Origin of the sequence: Paraburkholderia sp. GAS199 (genome assembly GCF_050436585.1) — a bacterium.
Lineage (GTDB): Bacteria > Pseudomonadota > Gammaproteobacteria > Burkholderiales > Burkholderiaceae > Paraburkholderia.
Genome location: NZ_JBNDMM010000001.1, coordinates 46,537 through 70,154 on the forward strand (window position 1 = coordinate 46,537; position 23,618 = coordinate 70,154).

General features: G+C 56.9%; 15 protein-coding genes and 2 pseudogenes. 7 read left to right on the top strand and 10 right to left on the bottom strand.

The features are described 5' to 3' along the window. The first annotated feature begins 216 nt into the window (after positions 1–216). Complete coding sequence (locus P3T18_RS00170) at positions 217–1,377, top strand: NAD-dependent formate dehydrogenase (RefSeq protein ID WP_429297887.1); 1,161 nt, start codon at positions 217–219, stop codon at positions 1,375–1,377. 94 nt (positions 1,378–1,471) lie between these two features. Then, positions 1,472–2,816: pseudogene (locus P3T18_RS00175) on the top strand (NAD(P)/FAD-dependent oxidoreductase). A 322-nt stretch (positions 2,817–3,138) separates the two neighbouring features. Here P3T18_RS00175 and P3T18_RS00180 read toward each other — a convergent pair. The 4 genes from P3T18_RS00180 to P3T18_RS00195 all read right to left on the bottom strand — a co-directional run bounded on the left by P3T18_RS00180 (position 3,139) and on the right by P3T18_RS00195 (position 8,051). Further along, a complete protein-coding gene (locus P3T18_RS00180; RefSeq protein WP_429297888.1) occupies positions 3,139–4,293 on the bottom strand; it encodes an amidohydrolase family protein in 1,155 nt (384 codons plus the stop codon). A 40-nt stretch (positions 4,294–4,333) separates the two neighbouring features. Continuing rightward, positions 4,334–5,851, bottom strand: coding sequence for an aldehyde dehydrogenase (locus P3T18_RS00185; RefSeq protein WP_429297889.1), 1,518 nt, complete (start codon positions 5,849–5,851; stop codon positions 4,334–4,336). A gap of 146 nt (positions 5,852–5,997) precedes the next feature. Further along, positions 5,998–7,695, bottom strand: coding sequence for a cation/acetate symporter ActP (gene actP / locus P3T18_RS00190; protein ID WP_429297890.1), 1,698 nt, complete (start codon positions 7,693–7,695; stop codon positions 5,998–6,000). Further along, a complete protein-coding gene (locus tag P3T18_RS00195) occupies positions 7,692–8,051 on the bottom strand; it encodes a DUF485 domain-containing protein (RefSeq protein WP_429297891.1) in 360 nt (119 codons plus the stop codon). Before P3T18_RS00195 ends, actP begins: the two co-directional genes overlap by 4 nt. A gap of 1,270 nt (positions 8,052–9,321) precedes the next feature. Between P3T18_RS00195 and P3T18_RS00200 the strand changes: the two genes are divergently transcribed. After that, positions 9,322–10,485 (top strand): porin, encoded by a 1,164-nt coding sequence (locus P3T18_RS00200; RefSeq protein WP_429297892.1) that lies wholly within the window; start codon positions 9,322–9,324, stop codon positions 10,483–10,485. Between the two features lie 450 nt (positions 10,486–10,935). Here P3T18_RS00200 and P3T18_RS00205 read toward each other — a convergent pair. Further along, positions 10,936–12,134 (bottom strand): IS3 family transposase gene (locus tag P3T18_RS00205; RefSeq protein ID WP_429299006.1). Its coding sequence is split into 2 segments (ribosomal slippage): positions 10,936–11,819 and positions 11,819–12,134, totalling 1,200 coding nucleotides; the frame shifts between segments, so codons are not numbered across the junction. Positions 12,135–12,416: 282 nt separating this feature from the next. Continuing rightward, complete coding sequence (locus P3T18_RS00210; protein ID WP_429297893.1) at positions 12,417–12,875, bottom strand: carboxypeptidase regulatory-like domain-containing protein; 459 nt, start codon at positions 12,873–12,875, stop codon at positions 12,417–12,419. A 1,170-nt stretch (positions 12,876–14,045) separates the two neighbouring features. Here P3T18_RS00210 and P3T18_RS00215 point away from each other — a divergent pair. The 4 genes and pseudogenes from P3T18_RS00215 to P3T18_RS00230 all read left to right on the top strand — a co-directional run. Continuing rightward, positions 14,046–14,234: pseudogene (locus tag P3T18_RS00215) on the top strand (fumarylacetoacetate hydrolase family protein); the annotation flags it as partial. A gap of 890 nt (positions 14,235–15,124) precedes the next feature. Continuing rightward, entirely contained in the window at positions 15,125–16,024 is a 900-nt protein-coding gene (locus P3T18_RS00220) for a fumarylacetoacetate hydrolase family protein (protein WP_429297894.1), read from the top strand. A 509-nt stretch (positions 16,025–16,533) separates the two neighbouring features. After that, entirely contained in the window at positions 16,534–17,736 is a 1,203-nt protein-coding gene (locus P3T18_RS00225) for an MFS transporter (RefSeq protein ID WP_429297895.1), read from the top strand. 81 nt (positions 17,737–17,817) lie between these two features. Then, positions 17,818–18,765, top strand: a complete 948-nt coding sequence (locus P3T18_RS00230; protein ID WP_429297896.1) for a TIGR03571 family LLM class oxidoreductase — start codon at positions 17,818–17,820, stop codon at positions 18,763–18,765. A gap of 783 nt (positions 18,766–19,548) precedes the next feature. Here P3T18_RS00230 and P3T18_RS00235 read toward each other — a convergent pair. From P3T18_RS00235 to P3T18_RS00250, 4 genes are all read right to left on the bottom strand, one after another. Further along, positions 19,549–20,736 carry an alpha-hydroxy acid oxidase gene (locus P3T18_RS00235; RefSeq protein ID WP_429297897.1) on the bottom strand — a complete coding sequence of 396 codons (1,188 nt, stop codon included), beginning with the start codon at positions 20,734–20,736 and terminating at the stop codon, positions 19,549–19,551. Between the two features lie 15 nt (positions 20,737–20,751). Continuing rightward, positions 20,752–21,663 (bottom strand): NAD-dependent epimerase/dehydratase family protein, encoded by a 912-nt coding sequence (locus tag P3T18_RS00240; protein WP_429297898.1) that lies wholly within the window; start codon positions 21,661–21,663, stop codon positions 20,752–20,754. Between the two features lie 4 nt (positions 21,664–21,667). Continuing rightward, positions 21,668–22,768, bottom strand: a complete 1,101-nt coding sequence (locus P3T18_RS00245; RefSeq protein ID WP_429297899.1) for a lactonase family protein — start codon at positions 22,766–22,768, stop codon at positions 21,668–21,670. A gap of 64 nt (positions 22,769–22,832) precedes the next feature. Continuing rightward, positions 22,833–23,522: a GntR family transcriptional regulator gene (locus tag P3T18_RS00250; protein ID WP_429297900.1), complete on the bottom strand. Its 690-nt coding sequence runs from the start codon at positions 23,520–23,522 to the stop codon at positions 22,833–22,835. Positions 23,523–23,618 lie beyond the last annotated feature (96 nt).

Genomic DNA, 23,618 nt, shown 5'->3' on the forward strand with positions numbered 1-23,618 from the left:
TGCGCAAAATTGCATGTCTGGCCATCACACTAGCGCTATATTCGTACGGATATATCGTCCCCCAAAAACCGATAGAATTTAATCATTGAAATTCAAGCCAGAATCAACGTCTAGCAGCGGACTTAGCGTGCAAATTTGAAAGAGCGTTGGTTGCGCGGAAACTAGACTCGGCGTGCCGATCAGGCAACCGCTCGAATCGCCCTTTCAGGAGTTAGCATGGCAAAAATCTTGTTGGTTCTCTATCCCGATCCTGTTACAGGATATCCGCCCAAATATGCGCGCGACGATATTCCTGTCATCACTCATTATCCGAACGGACAGACGGTACCCTCTCCCAAAGGGCTTCTCGGATTCAAACCCGGCGAATTGGTGGGGTGTGTGTCAGGCGAACTGGGACTGCGTGCTTACCTTGAAAAAAACGGCCATAAGCTGATCGTGACGAGTGATAAGGACGGAGCGGACTCGACCTTTGACCGTCATCTGGTCGATGCCGATGTCGTGATTTCACAGCCGTTCTGGCCCGCCTATCTGACCGCCGAACGTATAGGGAAAGCAAAGAACCTCAAACTCGCGCTGACCGCCGGTATCGGCTCAGACCATGTCGACCTGAAAGCGGCGGCCGCACACGGCATCACGGTGGCAGAGGAAACATTCTCGAACAGCATCAGCGTGGCGGAACACGTGGTGATGATGGTGTTGTCGCTGGTGCGTAACTATCTGCCCGCACACCAGTACGCAGTAAATGGTGGTTGGAACATCGCCGACTGTGTAAGCCGCAGCTACGACCTCGAAGGCATGCATTTCGGCACTCTGGCGGCAGGCCGCATTGGCCTCGCCGTTCTGCGCCGCCTTAAGCCGTTTGACGTCAAGCTGCACTACTACGATCCTCATCGCCTTTCGCAGGATATCGAGGCCGAACTGGGTCTCACATACCACGAAACGCCGGAATCACTGGTCAAGGTTTCCGATGTGATCAACCTGCAAATGCCTCTCTATCCATCTACCGAAGGTCTCTTCGACGACCGACTGCTGAGCCTGACGAAGCGCGGCGCATATCTTATCAACACCGCGCGCGGCGCTTTGTGCGACCGCGACGCGATCGTGCGAGCTTTGCAGTCAGGGCAACTGGCGGGCTATGCCGGCGACGTTTGGTTTCCGCAGCCAGCACCGGTCGATCATCCTTGGCGCACCATGCCCAATCAAGGCATGACCCCTCACATGTCTGGCAGCTCGTTGTCAGGCCAAGCCCGCTACGCGGCGGGTACGCTTGAGATTCTCGAATGCTTTTTCGAAGGTAGGCCAATTCGCCCTGAGTATCTGATCGTGGACGGCGGCAACCTTGCCGGCACGGGCGCGGGCTCGTACAAGCTAACCTAACTGCACATCTTCCCTGGCCTGCGGCGAATACGTTACTTGCCACAGGCCAGCGGTCAGCGTGTCTCAAATACACTAAGCCTAGGAGAATAAACTCATGCATCGATTTGTAATCGTCGGCGGAGGCGCGGGCGGACTTGAACTCGCCACGCGGCTCGGTAACAAATATGGAAGCAATGGGGCAAAGACGAAAGGCCGTTCGCGCGCTCAGGTGACATTGATCGATCGAAAGTCAACGCATCTGTGGAAGCCACTCCTGCACGAAGTTGCGTCAGGCAGCATCGATTCTTATGCTCACGAAATTGAATACCCCGCACAGGCTCTTCGGAACGGGTTCGAGTTTATGCACGGTGCCATGTCGAGCATGGACCGGAAGACACGGCGTGTCTCAGTGGGACCGCTACTCGATCACGATGGTCAGGAAGTGCTGCCACCACGTGACCTCCAGTACGACACGTTGGTACTGTGCGTGGGCAGCACTACAAACTATTACGGAGTGGAAGGCGCGCAGGAAAACTGCTTCGCGCTAGATAACGTGGATCAGGCTGTCTCTTTCCATACGCGGCTTATCGCAGCATGTACGCGTGCTAATTTTCAAATAGATAGAGAATCGACCTCTGCAAACAGAGGTGAATCGCGAGTGCGAATTGCAATAATTGGCGGCGGTGCCACAGGGGTAGAGCTGGCAGCGGAATTGCGCAATACGATCGAGACATTGCAAGTATATGGTTTGAAAAAGCTCGACCCGCTCCGAGACATCGAAATCGTCATCATCGAGGCTGCGCCACGGATTTTACCCGGCTTATCCCAGCGGCTTTCCGACGCGACTGCAGATTTGCTTGGAAAGAGGAATATCAAGCTGATGACCGACCACGCCGTGTCCAGTATTGACGATAGAAGAATTCACCTAGCAGACGGAAAAACGATCATCGCGGACCTAATCGTCTGGTCGGCTGGCATTCGAGCTCCGGCAGTACTCGCGAATCTGGACGGGATAGCAACCACGCCACACGGCCAGATTGTGGTCGGTCAGACGCTTCGAACCGAAGCCGACGAAAACGTGTTCGCGTTTGGCGATTGCGCAGCCTGTCCGTGGCCTGGTCACGAACGAGGAGTACCTCCGCGAGCGCAAGCGGCCCATCAGCAGGCCATTTTCCTCGCCCGATCGTTAGAACTTCGCCTGAACGGCAAACCGCTGCCGGTGTACAAATATCGAGATTTTGGCTCGCTTGTGTCGTTTGGTCACTACTCTGCTGTGGGCAGTTTGATGGGGCGTCTAATCGGCAAAGACATGTTTGTCGAAGGGATAATCGCGCGCTACATGTATGCTTCTCTTTATCGAATGCATGTTGCATGCGTTACGGGGATATCGCCGCATGGCATTTGATATTCTCGCCGACTGGCTGCGCGGTAAAGTTGCAACGCGAGTTAAGTTACACTGACGAGCTCATCAACTAGGCGCTCGCGACGAGCGCTCAGCGCCTAGATTGGACAAACACCACCATCTTACTGCTCACGATCACACTGGTGAGGAGCCGGCTCAGACTACCGAATACTATGCCGTGACTTATGCGTCTACAACTGCGTCCGCCGCCTAGGATTAGATTGCCCCACGAAGATAACGACAGCTTCTCCGAGTCCATGCCCCGAATTTGAGCGATGTCATGCAAGCGTTACTTCGTGGGCAGTGAGAAAGAAAAGATCATCATTAGCCTGGAGTTATCGCCCGTTTCCGGACGACTTCCGTCAGACAATACTGTACTGTTATCGTTGCCGGTCGGCACCGGAATCCGTCATTGACTCGCTATCTCGCGTTGGTACACGATTACCTGCAACGGGTGCATTCAGTTTGAACAACTCGCTTGCGGTTCCGCCCAGTATCTGCGCTCGCTCCTCGGCTGAGAGGTTTTCTACTGCTGCGACCAGGCCCACCGGATCGTCATCACCCATGTCGTACGGATAATCTGAACCAAGTAGCACGTGCTTTGCGCCATATTTCGAAATCAAATGACCGAGCAGAACCGGATCGAAAACCACGCTATCAAAATACATCTTGCGTAGCCATTCGCTCGGAGGTCGATCGATCGAGCCACGGCAATCGGGACGCGCATGCCATGCGTGGTCCATTCGTGCCCAGTAGTGCGCTACGTAGCCGCCGCCGTGAGCCAGCAGGAATTTAATACGCGGATATCTCGCCACCACGCCGTCAAATATCAGGTGACTCGCTGCAACCGTCGTTTCCAGCGGATTACCGATTACGTTATTAAAGTAGTGTTCGGTCAACCGAGCACCATCGCTGTAGCCAACAGGATGAAGAAAGATGACGGCCTCAAGTTCATTTGCGCGGGCAAAAAACGGTTCGAGTCCTAAGCTCGGATCGGTCAGATTCTTGCCGTTGACGTTGGGCCCAATCTCCACGCCACGCAAACCGAGGACCGACATTGCGTGCGTTAGTTCGTCGACAGCAAGCGGAGAATCCTGCAGCGGCACTGTACCGAGCGCTGCGAAGCGATCGGGATGTCCGTTTACGAGCTCCTGCATTCCCTCGTTGATCTCTCGCGCCAAAGATGCACAGGTCTTGGCGGGAGCAAAATAATGGTATTGGAACGGCGCGGGACTTACGACCTGCACGTCAATCCCCATCCGATCCATGTCGGCCAAGCGTCGATTCACATCCGTTAATTGTGGCGCTCGCTCGCTCATCTGTCGGACGTTGGTATCGCGTGTCAACTGGTTAGCGAAGATTGTGCTCGGATCATGCGCGGCAGGATCAAGCGCGGCCGCCTTTTTGGCAACGGATACATCAAGACGGTGACAATGCACGTCGACGGTGAAGTTACCAGGATGTGTGCGGGCTCCGTCTGAGGCGCTGTGGCCATGGCGCGGGTCACGGCAACCCGGAGAGCAGGTATAAAGCATGTAAATTCCTTTCAGCAAGACGATTTGATAAGTTGCAGATTTAGTTCAGACGCGTGTCTACCTTTTCCATGTTGAACCAGTCGAATGGCTCATCGCCCACGTTGACCATCACCGCCTTCGTTTCAAAATAGCCCTCGAATGCTTCGAGGCCGAACTCCCGACCGGTTCCGGACAACTTGACACCGCCCCAAGGCGACGCAGCGTCGACACGGTGATGATCGTTGACCCAGACAATGCCGGCCTGCAAGCCTCGCGCCACGCGATGCGCGCGGGCGACATCGCGCGTGCGAATTGCCGCGGCCAGTCCGTATTCGGAGTCGTTGGCAATATGCAAAGCTTCTTCTTCGGTATCGAATGGAATTACCACCGTGAATGGTCCAAACACCTCTTCACGGGCGATTCGCATGGACGGTGACACGTCCGCGAAGACTGTGGGCCGCACGTAAAAACCTTTCGAATCGCGTAGGGCCGGCGGCACGATCCCGCCGGCAACCAGACGGGCGCCTTCATCCTTGCCGATTTCAACATACTGCAAAACACGTTCGCGCTGGCGAGCGGAGATGACCGGCCCCATCTGCGTCGCGGCGTTAAACGGATCACCTACTACGAGAGCGTCGGCTTTTTCTGCCAGACGCCTGACAAATTCGTCGTAAACGCTACGCTGTACGATATGTCTGGCAGCACAGACGCAGGTCTGACCTGCTCCGACGAAAGCACCAAATGCAGCGTAGTCGACTGCCTGCTTGACATCGTAGTCATCGAACACAATTACCGGCGTCTTGCCGCCCAATTCAAGCGTCTGGCGTGCGAAGTTGTGCGCCGCAGCCGCACCGGCTGCGCGCCCCGCTTCGGTACCGCCTGTCAAAACCAGTTTGTCGATATCCACGTGTTTGGATAACGCTTGACCTGTAGCCGCGCCCACACCGGTCACTACATTGAACACTCCCGGTGGCAATCCGGCGTCCGCAAAAAGGTGAGCAAGCCGTAGAGTCGTCAAAGGCGTAAGCTCGGAAGGTTTGACGACCGTGGTGCAGCCCGATGCAAAAGTCGGCGCGAGGTTGCGTGATGCGATCAGCAACGGATGGTTGAACGGCGTTATGTTAGCCACCACGCCTACCGGGGTTCTGTTCGTAAAAGTGTGATAGTCGCCTTCAACGGGAATAGTTGCGTCACGTCGTGCTACGGCAAGGGACGCGTTGTAGCGAAACAATTCCGGCACCCGCGCTAACTGTGCCCGCGTCTCGCGCAGTGGACGACCGTTGTTCCATGTTTCGAGTTCATAGAGCTCGTCCATATGCGACTCCATGACGTCAGCAAGCTTGTTCACGAGTCTCGCTCGTGTCCGCAGAGACATGTCGCGCCACTCGCTCGACTCAAATGCACGGCGTGCACTCGCCACTGCCAGATCGACATCGCCCGTATCAGCATCGGCAACCTGCGCAATGATCTCACCAGTTGCCGGCGCAACGACTGGCATGGTTTTTCCAGACAACGCTGGGCGACTCGCACCGTCGACAAACAATCCATGAACTGATGCGTTCTTCAGAAATTCGGACATTTATGCTCCTGAGGTCAAAAGCCGCATAGCGGCTTGAGGTTTGATCTTAAAAACGAATATTCGACGAATTTGTACATGGAATAGTGATCGCACTCAATCGAGTGCGATCAACGATTCAAAGTCGAGAAACGGCTCTTCGGCGTGAATCAATGGGGCGCATGGCTGCCTGAAATCTGGGGATCGATCTGCGTACTCGGCCGGCGCCCAATCGAGGAAATAAGTCGTTGACTCGAAAACCGTGCACGTTCTGCGGCGGCAGACTTACTTTGATCCGTAATCGAAACAAGCCAGATGGTGACGAATGCTACCGGCATCGAAAATAATGCGGGGTATTCGTACGGAAAGATGGCGTGAGCGTGCCCGAGAATCTGCACCCAAACTGTCGGCCCTGTCAGTGTGAGCAATACCGCACACAAAAGTCCTAATGAACCGCCAATCACGGCGCCGCGGGTGGTCAGGTTTCGCCAATAGATCGACAGGAGAAGCACAGGGAACGTAGAACTGGCAGCAACGGAAAAGACCAGACTAACGACAAATACGATATTCTGGTTACCGAATGCAATGCCAAAGACGATCGCAAGCAAACCTAGACCGATTGTCGTGGCTCTAGAAACGCGCAACTCGTCGACGCTGGACGAATGCCCCTGCTTGATCGCGTTCGCATAGAGATCGTGCGAAACAGCAGAAGCACCAGCAAGCGTCAAACCAGACACGACCGCCAGTGCTGTAGAGAACGCGACTGCGCAGATGATACCGAGCAGGACGTTTCCGCCGACTGCGTGCGCCAGATGAACCGCGACCATGTTAGCGCCACCAATCAGTCCGCCTCCGACACTGTGGTAGCGAACGTCCGGCATGACGATCGCAATTGTCCCGAAGCCGATTATCACTATCAGAAAGTAGCCAATACCGATGATCGCAGTTGCGTGCAGGACGCTTTTCCGTGCGGCACGAACATCGGGTACGGTAAAAAAGCGCATCAGAATATGCGGGAGTCCAGCGGTACCAAAGATTAGTGCTAAACCTAGCGAAATCGCAGAGACTGGATCGTGAAGAAGGCCGCCGGGTCGCATGATCGCGTCGTGCAAAGGATGCACCTTGACGGCCGCGGCGAAGAGTTCAATTAGGCTAAAGTGGTATTGCCACAGAACCATTCCCGCCATGAACAGACATGCAGCCAACAAAGCGCCGGCTTTGACGATCTGGATCCACGTCGTAGCGAGCATTCCGCCAAAAAACACATAGACCACCATTAGCATGCCAACACCAATCACGGCAGGCGCGTACGAAACGCCAAACAGTATCTCAATCAGCTTTCCAGCAGCAATCATCTGCGAAACCAAGTACAGAAGTACGATTGCAAGAGAACAAACAGCACAGAAAACGCGCATAGGCCGTTGCTGCAAGCGGTAAGACACCACATCCGCGAGAGTAAAACGACCAAGGTTTCGGAGCGGTTCGGCGATAAGGGCGAGGATGATCGGCCAACTCGCGAGAAAGCCAATTGAATAGATCAGTCCGTCAAAACCGCTTGAATAGACCATTGCGGAAATGCCGAGGAGCGAGCCTGCAGAGAGATACTCACCTGCGATTGCCCACCCGTTCTGCGCGCCACTGATGCGACCGCCTGCGGCGTAGTGATCGTCAATACTGCGGGTCTTGCTCGCTGCCCACCGGGTAATTGACAGCGTTACCGCAATGACGATAAAAAACATCGAAATCGCCACAGAGTTCATAGCCTGATGCGTAGCAACCCCTGACTCCGAAGCATAAACAGTCTGCGTTGTAGCACAGAATGCCACCAACGCCACCTGAGCGAGCCCAACTCGAAGAGGGTAGTTCACGCTGTGTCTCCGATTTCCATATCAGCCATCTCGCGGTCGTACACATTGTTGGCACGGTAGACGTACAACGCGACAATCAGGAACGGCAAAAGCAAGAGGCCGAGACCTATTGGGATACCCCACGTGGCGGGCGCAAGGCCTGTGATCAGGCGACCAAGCAGACTGGGGAAATATGCGATGGAAAGTACAAACAAAAAGTAGCCAAGCATCATTAAAGCCGCCAAGCCCCATGAGAACATTTGTCTACGAAAAATCAGCGCTTCCAGACGCGCGTTCACCACAAAACTGCTTGCCGGTTCCGCACGCTCGCCGCCGGCGCCAACTTCGTGAAATGCGACTCCAGACATCTTGCTCATGCTCGCACTCCCGAGTTCATAATCAACCGCAAGCCGAAGCCCGGCAAGCTTGAGGCAACGAACACTCGCCCGTTCCAGCGGCGTCCACGTTCCATTGGGGTCATGATCTGTCTCCAATATTAATTAATCGATCGATCACTTTCTACGCGATAAGTTACAGCAAACATTGTGAGCGATAACCAGGACTATCCCTGGCAGCGTCCAAGCACTTACCAGTCACAGTGACGGCCCGATTCCACCGAATCTCAAGGCCGAAAGCGTTGCCGGACAATGTATTCGAACATGCAACATCAGTCTGGCGTGCGTCCGGCGAGGCTAATGCCAGCAGGAGCATGGTGCGAAGGGCGTTTCCACGTTCCCTCCGACGCAAACGCTTGATGCCCGCGTGTGCTCCTAGTCTAGGAAGACGAAATTGAGGCCCATGAAATGCGGACGGAATAAAGCGCAGGCTGCCAAGGCGGTATCGGAGTGACAGATACTGCCAAACGCGATTGCCGTTTCCGAGGCAAAAACGCCGGTTGAACGTGTGCACAGCGATATCAACGAAATGGTTTTGTCCAGCGAGCTGTCTTTCTAAACTCTTTAGAATTCCGATCCGAACGCAGATGACCAACTATTGTCACGCTAGTTTTCAGATTATCTTTTGCTCGGTTGCTTCCTGATCTTTATCTTCCCAGGCGCGACGCAAAGCAGGCATCAATTTGAATATCTAGCCTGCTGGCAAAGCTTGTTTTCGTAGCGGCAATGAGCGAAATTTCAACTAGCCTCTCTCCGAAGCAAAGAGCGCATGATTTCGCTGTCAGTGGGGGCAAGCCTCCAGCCCTGTTTCACTCCGACTCCGGCGCGATGGAGGTAGGCCGAACTGGCGCGCCCGAAACGGCCTATTTAATGCGTCAAAGAGGTGTCTTCGCGACGCTAAGTGATATCGGTATAGCGAACGCGCATTGGATCCCCCGAATTAGAAGCCCAACGCAGGACTTTGATTTCCTGAACAAGAACTCGATCAATGTGCATCGCTGTGACTGGATCCTACAGACCAAAATATACCAACGAATATAGCGATTGGATTATTCAATCGATAATTATTAGTTATTGAAAGAAGTTTTCTACCTTCAGGCGCCGATCGTGCGTTTCTGAAAATGTGTTCGACACGGAGACGCGATGCTGGCGCCGCTACTAGGTCACTTGGAGATCTGATCAAGTGGGTCCTATCGAGGAGATTCCCGGTATTGACTTCCCGTGACAGGTCCTAACTCATGAATGATACGAGATGAAGAAGACTCTGGTTACAGCCGCTGTTCTGAGCGGTGTTGCACTCAACGCACAAGCGCAGAGCAGCGTTTCGCTCTACGGGCTGATTGATGCAGGCGTCAGCTACGTGAATCACGCGCGCGCGGGCTCCGGCCACGATAGCCTCCTCAAGTACGACGACGGCGTGGCATCCGGCAGCCGCTGGGGTCTGCGCGGCACCGAAGATCTGGGAGGTGGCCTTAAGGCATTGTTCATGTTGCAAAGCGGATTCAATAGTGGTACCGGTACGCTCAACCAAGGTGGGGCGTTATTTGGGCGGCAAGCGTTCATAGGGTTGTCGCAGACTGGCATAGGGTCATTGACGCTCGGACGGCAGTACTCATTCTCCACTAAATACCTTGGCGCCGGCTACTCGACAGGTAGCCAGACCGCTGCAGGCAACTACGCGTATCACATCAATGACGTAGATCAACTGACGTCCAGCCGCATCAACAATGCGATCAAGTTCAGCAGCGCTGATTTCTCGGGATTTACATTCGGTGCGATGTACGCTTTCTCGAATCAGGCCGGTGCATTTGCGGGCGCGCCCTCCACAGGGCCCACCACAGCCCCGGTCGCTGGATCGTCCCGCACATACAGCTTCGGTGTGAATTACGCCAACGGCCCATTCGCCGTGGGCGCCGCCTACACCGACATTCACTATCCAAATCAAGCAGTACCAGCGTATGCAACCACGATTTCCAATGTTTCGACGGGCTCAGTAAGAGACCTACGCACTTTCGGCGTGGGTACTCGCTACACTGTCGGCGCGGCAATATTGTGGGCGCTTTACACCAACACGCGGTTCGAGACACTGACGGGTTCCGTGACCATATTCACGGCCTACGACGCTGGTGCCAAGTATGCATTTACACCCGCCTTCAACGTGGGCGTTGGTTATACCTTTATGCATCTGAGCGACACCAACACAGGCCATTGGAATCAGGTAAACCTCAGCGCCGACTATTCATTCAGCAAACGAACCGACGTTTATGCACTGGCCATTTACCAGATCGCGTCCGGACGGAACGGCGAGCAGAACGTGCAAGCTGAAATCGGCTCTAGCGCGAACTTCTTTGGACCTTCCGGCACGGGTGCAAACAACCAGTTGGCACTTCGGCTCGGTATCCGTCATCGTTTTTGATAGAAGCAAGAGAACACCGCCGATCCGTATCCCCGGCCGCTAATGATCCTCACGCCACGGGCAATGACGTATTGGATGTTTCGGTTCTATGTGCCGGGAAATTCGCAACGGGGAGGCATTAACTTTTTGAGCAACGGTACTCTGGCAAACCCAAATTGGCTCTGCCGACTGCAGCAACTCCGAATCCCGCATAGCGTCAACTACGCGCTGGTGTATCGGTCTGTCACTTTCAGCGATGCCTGTTTCGGCACACTGTTCAACCTCAGCAACTGGCCGGCAATGGGTCGTCGTATCAGTTATGGTCCAACCTAATTCCAAATGTGAGGATTTTTTCTAGCTGGCTGACATTAAGTGGATAACGAGCAACACCACATGCCGCAAGCGGCATCAAGACGTGTTGATGACAGACGAGTTGGAGTTGCCCCTGTAACTCCGGACACTCGCACACCGTTAAGTTGCTGATGCTGCAGTACGACGAAACTCCCTTGGGAACCGATATTTCAGCGCTTTATGCGGGTGACGCTCGTTGTATTGCTCGAAGGCGCCGGCCAGATGCGCGAGCGCTGTCGGCACATCAGGCTTATGCATGAAGGCAATGTAATCGTGCTTGATGGTCTTCACGAACGACTCGGCCATGCCATTACTCTGCGGCGAACGAACTGGAGTCGTCAATGGCTCCAGACCCAACTCGCGAGCGAAGCTACGTGTGCGATGGTCGATATAGGCAGAGCCGTTGTCCGACAGCCATTCAATGGTTGAGCCTGCCTGCGCCGTGCCGAAGCGTTGCTCGACCGCTGCGAGCATCACATCACGCACGACGTCGCCGCTATGGCCGCCGGTCGTCGCGGCCCAACTGATGGCCTCCCGGTCGTGGCAGTCCAACGCAAATGTCACGCGCAACGGCGAGCCATCGTCACAACGGAACTCAAAGCCGTCTGAGCACCAGCGGACATCGCTTCGGTCAACCGCAATCCGTCCATCATGGCGGCGGGTGTCGCGTCGTTGACCCGGACGTCTCAGCAGCAACTGGTGGTCGCACATGACGCGATAGACCCGCTTGACGTTCACGCACGGCGCGCCAGCCATTTCATGGCTACGTCGCAATAACGCCCAGACTCTGCGGTACCCATACGTTGGCAAGACAGCCACATGCTCGTGGATTGCAGCAACCAGTTCCGTGTCATCAATATGCCGGGCGCGACGGCCATCCTGCCAGTCCGGGGAACGGGCTTTCCTGACTGCCAAAGCAGAGCGCGCCACGCCGAGAACATCGCAGACCATTTTCATTGGTCGTCCCCGGGCAGTAAGGGCGAGCGCGCAATCCAGTTTTTTGAGCGGCCGTAATCGACTGCTTCCTTCAGTATCTCGGCCTCTTGCGTCTTTTTGCCAAGCAGACGCTGCAATTCTCTGATTTCCTTCATCGCTGCGGCCAGTTGCGAAGCCGGCACCACCGCTTCCCCAGCTTTCACCGCCGCCAGGCTGCCGTCCTGGTATTGCTTGCGCCACGCAAATACCTGGTTTGGGTTCACCCCGTGACGCCGGGCGACCGCTGAAACCGTTGCGCCCGGTTCCATAGTCTCCTGGACGATGGAGACTTTTTCCTGCACCGAGCGCCGCCGCCGGCGCTCCGGTTCGCTCAAAATTTCGATGCTTTCCACAATTTGCCTAGGCTTAAAACCAGTCACAAGACTCCCTCTTATTTTAAGAGGTGCCGCGTGCCCTGAGAATCAAGGGGCTACTCCACCTGAGAATCAAGGGGCTACTCCACGAGTTATGACACTGCAACCAACATTAGGAAATCTTCTTTGAAATTGCTGATGACTTCATGCGAAGCATTTCCCCACTGATATCGGAACCGCCGCGAAACTTGCCCTGCAAGTTTCGCAGCGGCAGCTATCCGTGCAGTACAGCCCCGCATTGCATTCGCAGAGTCATTGGACATCGAACGTGAACGGGAGATTCACGTGACCTGTCGGGCTAACCTTGATCGTCCGCTTTTGTTCCTTGTTTTTGTAGCGAGCAAAAACCGTGTAGCTGCCGGGCTGCAATTGCAACAGCATGTATGGACCACGCGAGTCCGCTTGCAGCAGTTCGATGCCGTTTGCGTCTTCGAGGCGCACGTGGACATCGGCAAGATAATCGCGCGTTGGTCCATAAAAATCTAGCGACAGCGGCCAGCCGGATGCGGCGCGGCGCATCGCTTTCGCTTCGTCGTGCCCCACACCGCCCGAAACGTAGCGCACGTTGCCTTGTTCAAGGATTGCGGGCAGGCCAGCCGCCAGCGTCGTGCTTGCGGTGGTGGTCATGTTTTGCGCACGAACGCTGTCAGTCACGCCGATGGTGAGCGTAGTTGCAAGTACGATCGATGCTAATGCATTGATGGATTTCACTTTCCGTTCCTTAGATCATGGTGAGGTGGAAACGAAAAGTTAATGCCACACCTTGCCGCGCGCCATTCTACGAATGGTGGGTCGAAATAATCCCCTGTTCAGGCTTTGATCTCCCGAATTAATCCTTGTCGACAACGCTCTTAAACCGATAAGAGATGCCATCGTACTCAGGTATAAGCGACCTGCGGTACGGAGGTGTTTCTCCGCAGAGTCGCGGGGAAAACTTGACCGCGGCCAGCGTTTATTCGGATACGACTCGGTTGGCGCTTGCCCCCATACAATCGCGGCCAAGACGCACTACCTCGTAGTCGAGTTGCCCCATTGGCAACGGCGAGCCAGGAGTGACGCGAGTGCGGCCTCAGATAACCCTGCGGGACAAGCTGATCAACCTGCGCGGGTCGCGCTGGTGGCACAAGCAGTGCGGAGAGCTGCATCAGCGACTGCGTCGGTTGCAAATAAACTTATCAGCTCCTGCTCGCGCTGCTGCGTGCCTAGAAGCCGGACACCAACCATTTTTGTTATTGCTTTCAGCAACGACGTGCTCTCAAACTCATTGAACCATTGAATTATCAATGCTCCTGGTAGTGCGTGACACGCTCACAATCATGGCCTTCAGGCGAGACGCGCAAACCGCAACGACATTACTCCGCATAGCGCTCGCAACAGACAATCGTTTTGCGCCGCCACGGTCTTATTTTCTCCGGATCACTCTGTGCCAACGGGGAATCACAAAGAAATTAACAATGTTTGAGCGATAGCTCACCCGACCTTCTTCTTCGATCACCGGATGTAACCGCGCCTTCGGAGTCGGAACAAGAAAATCCTGACACGCGCCTCATCAGCTTCATTCGCCCTGACATAGCTGATGTTGCCGTGAGGACCGGCGATGGAGTCGCCCATGGTCTAACGCATGCAGAGGCTAGTTTTACCGATGATCTTATTTCACTGCCACGCGAAGGGCCGCAAGCGCTCGCGTCGGCTATACAGTATTTCAGCGACGCTAGGTTGCGCGACTGTCAGTTTCGCACTCCGCAGTGGACAATGCGGAAGAACTTCGATGCAACCGATGCGATCGGACCAGAGTTCGTCGCAGCTGATGAGTTACCGCTCGGCGCAAAAGGCTTGCGGATTTAGACGTAGCTGAATGAATGAGTCGGACAAGACGCGAACACGATCCAGATGGTGTTCGATGTCGCAACACTCGCCGCCTTGATCAGTGCCGCGATGACGCTCGAACCTGGCGATCTCATCGTGACGGGTACGCCTTCCGGTAACGGCATGGCACGCACCCTGCAATTCTGGATGAAGGCGAGTGACGTCTGCGAAGGGGAGATCGAAAGGATCGGGCTGCTTCGTTAGAAGGTAAAAGCGAATTCATGTTTGTTTTCGGCTCCGCTCCGTATCGGCGCAGGCACTCAGGCGAAGAGATGGAGCGAGATAAAAAATGCTTCAGGAAATAGAGTTCGCGCTAGTTCTCTTCTTCTTTTCGATAGCGAAGGGCTACAGCGGGGAAGCTCGCTCGGAGCAGTATGCTTCTCACGGCAATCAACACGATGCTCGTGACTACGCGTTGCCGTCCGCGCTCTTTTCTCTAGCCGGCGAAAATGCACCGAGCGAGCCTCAACAGCAATGTCCTGCTGATCGCCCTGCTCGTCACGGTTGTTGGTTCCGTACTTTGTATCGCTGGCTTTGTCGCGATTCGTATTCGATGTGAATGCTTCGAAATGCAGCAGTTCGCACTGCCGCCGATGCCCAATGCGGCCGTTTCTTAAGGGGGGACTGAATCCGGCTTTCAGCCCCCTGATCGCGCCAGTTGGTGGCTGGTCATAGGCCGCCGATCCAGCCTGACGCCGACATTGGCAATAGCGTCCTGCTGAATTCCTCGGACATTTGGAGCGTCGTCCCCTTTGAGCCGCGCTCTCCTGCCCACGGATGAGCATCGGTGTCTGGCCAGCCACCCCGCGCCGTTGATCGATTGGCTACGCTCGCATGCGAACCCCCGATCCGGCTGTATTCAGATATCCGCCAGCTGATTTTTTGTGGCCGGATCCGCGAAAACATTGGCTTTATTACATCACCCGCAATTCCCATGTCGCGGTAATCTCTTCGCATCAGGCATCACCTTTTGAGAGGCGACGGATACGGCGCACCAAGGGGGACGGTCCGGAAAACTTCGCGGTCGCGAGCTCGACGGATGCCCCCTTTCCAGCGTTGCCTTTCTCACGGATGCGCCGCCCCGGAGACCTACGATGCGTTTCATCAGTTATCGACGCGGCAACACTACGGGCGTCGCCCTTCAGTTGGAAGACGGCCACTATCACGGCCTAGATCAGGCTGATCTGGGGTTCCCGGGCAAGCTGAATCAGTTGCTACGGGCGGGCGCGGGTGCTTTGGCAAACGCGGCCAACATCCTGACTCGAAGCGGGAAGCCTGTCGATCTTGCAGCATGCGCCCTGCTGCCCCCGATAACAGCACCTGGCAAGATTATTCGGGTCCGTCCAAGCTACCCCGACAGGTCGCGCGAGGAAGGCTGCGAGAAGCCGGCATGCGCACACGTGTCGGTACTCTCTCGTATCAACTTGATCGGTCAGAACGCCTCACTGCGACAGCCGCGCGAGGCAACGCTTCTCGGCTATGACGGCGAACTTGTCGCAGTGATGGGCCGCGTCGGCAACTGCCTTTCTCATGATTCCGCGCTTTCTTACGTTGCTGGATACACCGTTTTCAGCTGCCCGGTGTTCAACGGCGAGCAGGTTTCAAGTTCGCACTGGAGCGGCGATCGGCGCTTCGATGAGAACGGTGCAATGGGGCCTGCACTGGTCACAGTCGATGAGGTTCCATGCGGAGCGGCCGGTCTGCGCATTCGCACCAAGCTGAACGAAATGACACTCCACGAAACAGGCACGAGCGAATCGGCGATCAGCGTGGCGGACGCCGTCTCGTTAGTCAGCGCCGTGATGACGCTGATGCCGGGTGATCTCATCATTATTGGCCTAGCGTGCAGTGTCGTGCCTCTAACGCTCTCTAACCCGCCGGGCGCCGGCGACATTTGCGAAGTCCAAATCGACCAGATCGGCACGCTACGCAACGTTCTCGGAAAATGCGAGACCAGCCCCCCCACCGCCATGCGTTCGCACTCGTTCAGGTAGATTGCTACGCCTGATGTCCGCCCGAAGTAATCGCGCCAACGAGCGTTTCGATGGGCTACCTGCATGTCTGCTACGGAATCCGTCGTGCATTCTCGCGAGCGATGACAAAGGTGAACGACGCGATCCGTTGTGGTCTGGAACGAACCGACCGTTGCATGCGAGATTCGTGATTAGAGCTCGATGGCGTTTGCCGTCTTAGGGGCCTTATCTAAGGTGGCCTCATGGTGCTACGTCTCAATTGTCCCTAGGACTCGAAAACGGCATTCATGCGGCATGCAGGGCGTTCGCCAGCGTGAGCGTCCACCACGGCAAGCATTGCGCAGTCGAGCCTTGCGACAGTTGCTCGTGTCGACGCTCCGTTTCCGGAATAAACGACAAGCTGCCCACCTGCCAAAGCCCGCGTAACTAACGAATTCTTGCGTTGAAATCAAGGATGATGTACTTCAAACAGGGTTTTTCCGCAAATATAGAGAGTTCACACTCCGTTCCGGACTCAAACGGAGTGTTCCATGCCTATTGCCCTTTTCGCGCTGACCCTCAGCGCCTTCGCTATTGGTACGACAGAGTTTGTCATTGTCGGCCTCATTCCCACTGTTGCTGCCAATCTTGGGATCGACCTACCTTCGGCCGGCCTGCTGGTCAGCTTGTATGCGCTGGGCGTCGCGGTCGGCGCCCCAGTACTTACCGCGTTCACTGGACGACTGCCGCGCAAGACCCTGTTGCTAGGCCTGATGGCGCTGTTCACAGTTGGCAACCTGCTCGCATGGAAAGCGCCGAACTACGAATCGCTGATCATCGCGCGCGTCCTCACCGGCCTGGCGCACGGTGTTTTCTTCTCGATCGGTTCTACCATCGCCACAAGTCTCGTGCCAAAAGAGAAGGCAGCCAGCGCGATCGCGATCATGTTTACCGGCCTGACCGTCGCGCTCGTCACCGGCGTGCCTCTCGGCACTTTTATCGGCCAGCATTTCGGCTGGCGCGAAACCTTTCTCGCTGTGTCAGCGCTGGGCGTGATCGCGTTCGTCGGCAGCCTGATTTTCGTGCCGCGAAACATCCGCCATACCGCTCCCGCCTCGCTCAAGGAGCAGGCTATGGTGCTCGCACAACCACGGCTTCTCATGGTGTACGCAAAGACCGCGATAGGCTACGGCGGCTCGTTCATACCGTTCACATTTCTAGCACCTATCTTGCAACAGGTCTCGGGCTTCAGCGCCAGTGCCGTGGGCTGGGTGATGCTGGTCTACGGTGTATCGGTTGCGGCAGGCAATCTGTGGGGCGGCAGGCTTGCCGACCGGAAAGGGCCGATCGCGGCATTGCAAATTATCTTTGCCTTGCTGGCTGTCGTATTGTTCGCTCTGACGTTCACTGCGCACGTCAAGTGGATGGCTTTGCTGACCGTGTTGCTGTGGGGTGCAGTCGCATTCGGCAACGTGCCGGGCTTGCAGGTCTATGTCGTCAAACAGGCCGAGCGCTTCACGCCGCAGGCCGTCGACGTGGCGTCGGGCCTGAACATCGCAGCGTTCAACCTTGGGATCGCTGCGGCTGCGTGGCTGGGTGGTTTGATCGTGACGCACCTTGGGATTATGAACACCACATGGATCGGCGCGCTGGTAGTTCTCGTGTCGCTCTTGATCACAACCTGGAGCGGCGTCCTGGACAAACGCAGCGGCATCGCGACGCGATTCGAGGGTCCGGCACCGATCGGCCATTAAGCACCGTGTAGTGAGAAAAGCAAAGCGGGTTATCCGTCAGGCATCACACCCTCATCCACAATTGACACAAACACACCCAACGTGACGCATCCCGACAAGCCACTCGCTTTGCAGAAACTCATCGCCGACGGCTTCAGCATCGGCTTGGAATTGCCGCTCGACAACGACTGGTCGCCTACCGGCGAACTCCAGCGTCGCGAAGCCGGTCGGTCTCCTGGCGAGCCAAACATGTGCGGCCATGCCACGCTTGCACGGCTCGCAGACCTCCTTGGCTTTCGCGCCCTCTGGATACGCGACGTACCGTTATACGACCCGCAGTTCGGCGACGCTGGGCAGGTATTCGAGGCCTTCAGCTATCTGGGCTATCTCGCTGGTATCACAGACCACATCTTGCTCGGCACCGCCGCTGTGGTCCTGCCTCTACGCGAGCCGATGCTGACGATGAAATCGGCCGCCACCATCGACCGGCTGAGCGACGGACGCCTGTTACTAGGCGTCGCAAGCGGCGACCGCCCAATTGAATACCCAATCTTCGGCCGTGACTTCGAGGAGCGCGGCCATACCTTCCGTGCGCAGATTGACTTGCTACGCAATTGGGGCAATGGGATATTACCGCCCGGCGTGCAGTTGCTGCCACGTCCCCAGCAGCAAGCTGTGCCGCTGCTGGTGGCCGGCCTCGCGCAGCAGAGCCCGGAATGGGTCGGTCAACATCTGGACGGATGGCTCGCTTACCCGGGCACACCCGAGGACCATGTCCAGCGAAGTGCGTTTTGGCGTAGCGTGGCTGGTGACAAGCCGTATATAAGCTTTATCCATCTCGATCTGCTCGACGCCCCTACTGCACCGGCGCAGCGACATCGCTTCGGCCTGGCAACCGGCCGCCATGGCTTGATTGCCGAACTGCAAGCGATGCGTGAGGCTGGGGTTCAGCATATCGGTCTGCATTTGCGCCGCAACCAACGGCCCGTCGCGCAAGCGCTGGAAGAGATCGCCGCATACGTGTTACCCGAGTTTCACGTAGTAGCGTAACGAACTGCCGCCGAGGATATGCCGCGATATGCTGTCATGCGATGTTCCGCCTCAGAAAGAAGAATTCAAAGAATGACCGAAGTGGCGTTTCTCTTTCCATCAACGCATCGGCCCCACGCGTCTGGTCGATTTTCGCCGGCTTCGGTAGTCTGCCCGTGTGGCTAAATGTTGTCTGCCGCAGCCGGCTCGCCGATAGCGACTGGCACGGTCATCGTCGAGCGACTGCTTGACTTTAGCGAGGCCGGCCGGCGATATAGCTAGGCGCTCATCGAAGGCCCAAGCGCCGTGTCTGGCTACATAGGCACGATGTCCGTTCACGACGATCGAGATGCATGCTCCGTCGCGACGTGGTCCAGCCGCTTTATGCCCGCCAATACAAGTAACGCAGCCGATCTTTCGATTCACTACAAACGGATTTACCGCGATGGGTTAAATCGTCTAAAGACGCTCGTCGAATCTCGCGGCGGCCCCTCCTTGAAGTTGCTCGCCCGCAAAATCGCAAGCGAGGTACTTCCTAGCGTCTCTCTGGCAAGGCACGCCGCCACTAGCATCGAACCGCTGGCCCGCCTTTTACTGGTTCGGGAATGCGTGCCGCTCGTCCGTCCCCGCATTAATTGGAATGACGATAGATGACCTAGCGATTCCGCGAAGAAGCGCTGCATTATTTCGCTCTGCACAGTGGAAAAGATATTGCGGTTCTGCGATGGAATTGCTCCGTCTGGTTAGCGAAACCACAATTCGATCGCATACATCGTATGTGATATCCCACTGCAAGATACTGCATCAAACCGTCGATCGACTCGCGATAACAAGTTCATTGCGAACCGCCTCAAGCTCGCGCACAGAAGCTCGGTTAGCTCTCAATTCACTGATCGAGCACATCCCCATCAGCGCGAGTGTGAGGCTTGTTTCGTTGCGTAAGAGTTCGATCGCCTGGCTCACGCCTTTACGGCCCGATGCGCCCAGGCCATAGGCGTACGCGCGCCCGAGCAGCACCGCGTCCGCACCGAGGCCGATCGCTTTCACGATATGACTGCCGCGTCGTACGCCGCTGTCCAGCAGCACTTCGGCGCGTCCGGCGACAAAGCGCGCGATCTCCGGCAACACGGAAATCGACGAGCGCGCGCCGTCGAGTTGACGGCCACCATGATTGGATACGCAGATGCCGTCCACGCCGTCGTCGAGCGCGCGGCCCGCGTCATCGATCGACAGGATGCCCTTGACGACGAGCTTGCCGGGCCACTCCCGCCGCAGCCACGCGAGATCGGACCAATTCATGCTCGGATCGACATTCGCGGACAGATACGCGGCCTGCGACATCAGATCGCGTGGCATGTCCGCTTGATCCTTGACGTTGCCAAGCAGCAAACGACCGTGCAAGCCCATGCGCCAGCACCATGCCGGGCGCGAAAGCACATCTAGCACCGTGCGGAGTTTGAGCGATGAGGACGTTCGGAAACCGTTGCGCGTGTCACGCTCGCGCACCGACGACACATTGGTGTCCGCCGTCAGAAACAGCGTCCTGACGCCGACCTTCCACGCACGCTCGATGATCCCGGACGCCAGATCGCGATTTTTGAAGACATAGAGTTGCATGGCAAGGCCATGCGGCATGACCGCACCCACTTCCTCGATTGAATTGATAGAAAAGGTGGAGAGGCACATCGGAATGCCGGCCTCACGCGCCGCTTCCGCCGCTCGAATTTCGCCGTCGGGCCAGAACGAACCGGCAAATCCAACAGGCGCGAGCATCGCGGGCATCGAATAGCGCGCGCCGAAAAAATCGGTGGCGAGACTGCGCGAGGACAGATCGACCAGCACGCGTTGCTCCAGCGTGAACTGATCGAAGTCGTCAGTGTTGCGCGCGAGTGTGCGCTCGGAAAACGAGCCGCCATCGAGGTAGTCGAAGAACATTCGTGGCAACTTGCGACGCGCCTGTTGCCGCAAGTCTTCGATGTTGGAGATGGTCATCAGCGGATCGTCCTGTTAAAGCCGCTCGACATGTGCGTAGACGTCGTCCGCAGGACGATAGCCCAGACACTCGATGGCGCCCGAGAGGTCCCAGTCCATCTCCCGATTGTTCGACACTCCGTTCACGATGATCGACTGCGAAGGCCACGCAGCACTCGGCGCTCGCACCGACTGGATGAACAACTGCCCGAGATCGCGATTGGAGAGCCACATGTTGCGAAACCAGCGCAGCGTACGGCGCGCATCGTCGTCGAGCACTGCCATGTCGGAGGTCGATGCGGGCGAGCCCGAGTGTGTGATGTCGCGCGGGTCGTTCTCGCCGGTCAACGCCCAACCGACCCGCACCGACACCGTGCTCAACCTGCCCTGCGCCAATTCCACCATCGAGGCGCAGAGTTTCTCGCTCATCACTTTCGACGTACCGTAGGCGAGCGAGTGCAATTCGCGCTTGCCGTCATGCCACTTCGTGCCGGGCGCAGGCGCGAGTTCGGCCGTCAAACGTCCCGCGCCTAACTGCGCCGCGAGCGGCATGTCCTTGTACGCGCCCATCGCATGATTCGACGAGGCGTAGACGAAACGGCTCACCCCGGCGCGCGTGCAGGCCATCAACAGATTCAGCGTCATATCGTACGACGCCATGGCTTGCAGCCATGTGGAATCCGGCAATGGGTTCGACGCGGCGAAATGGATCACGGCGTGCACATCGCCGAGCGCTCCGACCCACTCGCCATCAGCGTGGGTCAGATCGCTGGCGATCATGCGCAGACGGCGGCGCGCCACGTCTGAAAACTTCGTGTCGTCGTTGCTGCGATCGATGCCGGTAATCTGCTCGCACCATTGCGTGCGTGCGAGCGCCTCAACGACTTTATGACCGAGGTTGCCACCCGCGCCCGTCACCATGATCTTGCGTGGAAGAATATCGGTCATGGCTTCACTGTTCCCGGACGAATTCGATACACACGGGGCTAGGAACCGGATAGTCGTAGCCTGTCGAAGTCAGCACACCCGTTTGCTGATCGACTGAAAACACGCGGATAAAGCCGTCGTCCTGCGATGCCGCAAGCAGCCACGCGCCATCCGGCGACACGGCAAGGTCGCGCGGTGTACGGGCGTCCAGATCGAAGGCGCCGATCGGCGTCAGCGTGCCCGTTGCTTCGTCGATACGTGCGCCAAATATCGAATCGTGGCCGCGATTTCCGACATAAACGAACCGTCCGGACGGATGCAGACGCATGCCTGCGGCGCCGCTTTCGCCCTTGAAATCATCCGGCAGACTCGACACCTCACTCACGAGCGTCGCACGCTCCCCTTCAGTGCGATAGAGCCGGACCGTGTTGGACAATTCGTAGTTGGCAAGCAGATACGCACCGGAAGGCGTGAATGCGAGGTGACGCGGGCCTGCCCCAGGCGCGGCGTCCAGCTGCAAGTCGGCGTTCGCGCAAGGCAGCGCACTACCGCCATTCGAGCTCAGCAGATGACGCACGATGGCGTCTGTTCCAAGATCGGCCAGATAGACGTAGCGGCCATCGGGGCTCGCTACTGCGCAATGTGCATGCGGTCCTTCCTGGCGCTGCGCGTTCGGCCCGGTGCCTTCACGGCTCAGCACGACCGGTTCGCCTGCGGGCACGCCGTCCGCGTCGAGCCTGAATGCGATGACTTCGCCGCTCATGTAGTTCGAGGCCAGCAGCAGGGAGCGCGCAGCGTCCACGAAGACATGGCACGGCCAGCCGCCCGGTGTTGCTGTTTCGTGCAATAACCGGAGCGAACCGGACGACGCATCGCGTTCGTAGACACCGATGCCTGGTCCGTCTGCGGGATCGACTTCCCGGACAGCGTAAAGGCGGCTGCCGTCCGCCGACAGAGTGAGATACGAGGCATTCGACGCCTTCTGTATCGCGACTTCGCGCAACCGTCCGGTTGCGGCATCGAAGTCGAGCAGATAGATGCCCTCGCCTTTGCCGTCTACATGAGGCATACGGCGCGTGTAGGTGCCGACGGCTAGGCTCGAGATGGAGGACTGCTCCTGATTCACGTCTGTCTCCTTTAGTGATATCGGGTCGATGTGTCCGGATCGGGCCGTCTCTTTAGGCACGACGCTACAACACGCCGCCGTTCACGCGGATGTTGTCGATCATCTTTTCACGGATCGACGAAAGGTGCTTTCTGATCCCGCGCTCCGCGGCTGCCACGTCTTTCGCGACGATCGCTTCGAGTATCTCCACGTGATCTGCGTGCACGCGTTTTGGCGGATCGAGCGGCTTGAAGAAATAACTGCGCATGATGTGCAGATGAATGCTGAGGTTTTCGTAGCTCGCTCTCATCCGCTGATTCTTGCAGGCGTCGATCATGGCGCAATGAAACGCCTTGTCGGCCATGGAAAACGCGGCGTAGTCCCTGAAATCGCTATCGGACATGAAGCCGCCCATTTCATCGAGCAGCGCCTGCATTTGCGCGCTCACCGCTGCGTTGTCCGGACCCTTGATCACGAAGTGCGCGGCGAACAACTCCAGCGCCTCGCGGATCTGGAAAATCTCGACGGCGTCGTGCTCGGTTATGCCTTTGACGAACGTGCCGCGACGCGCTCGCACCTCCACGAGACCATCGGCGGACAGACGCTTGATGGCATCCACGACGGGCGTCCGGCTCACCTGCAACTCCGCCGCCACCTCTTCGACGTTGATCTGCTCATCGATCTTGATGACGCGGCTGAGGATCCGGTCCCGCACCTCGTTGTAGACCTGATCGCTCAGATGCGTGTGCTGTATCGGCGCAAAGACGCGGCTCATACGAAAACTCCTCGTTCCAAAAGCCTGCCGGTAGCCAGGCGGTCATACTGATTAACTTCAACATCTAACATGTGAAATGTTACACTACATCAAAAA

Coding starts and splice junctions, on each gene's coding strand:
- P3T18_RS00170 (WP_429297887.1), top strand. CDS start 217: ATGGCAAAAATCTTGTTGGTTCTCTATCCCGATCCTGTTACAGGATAT.
- P3T18_RS00180 (WP_429297888.1), bottom strand. CDS start 4,293: ATGCTTTATACCTGCTCTCCGGGTTGCCGTGACCCGCGCCATGGCCAC.
- P3T18_RS00185 (WP_429297889.1), bottom strand. CDS start 5,851: ATGTCCGAATTTCTGAAGAACGCATCAGTTCATGGATTGTTTGTCGAC.
- P3T18_RS00195 (WP_429297891.1), bottom strand. CDS start 8,051: ATGAGCAAGATGTCTGGAGTCGCATTTCACGAAGTTGGCGCCGGCGGC.
- P3T18_RS00200 (WP_429297892.1), top strand. CDS start 9,322: ATGAAGAAGACTCTGGTTACAGCCGCTGTTCTGAGCGGTGTTGCACTC.
- P3T18_RS00220 (WP_429297894.1), top strand. CDS start 15,125: ATGCGTTTCATCAGTTATCGACGCGGCAACACTACGGGCGTCGCCCTT.
- P3T18_RS00225 (WP_429297895.1), top strand. CDS start 16,534: ATGCCTATTGCCCTTTTCGCGCTGACCCTCAGCGCCTTCGCTATTGGT.
- P3T18_RS00235 (WP_429297897.1), bottom strand. CDS start 20,736: ATGACCATCTCCAACATCGAAGACTTGCGGCAACAGGCGCGTCGCAAG.
- P3T18_RS00240 (WP_429297898.1), bottom strand. CDS start 21,663: ATGACCGATATTCTTCCACGCAAGATCATGGTGACGGGCGCGGGTGGC.
- P3T18_RS00250 (WP_429297900.1), bottom strand. CDS start 23,522: ATGAGCCGCGTCTTTGCGCCGATACAGCACACGCATCTGAGCGATCAG.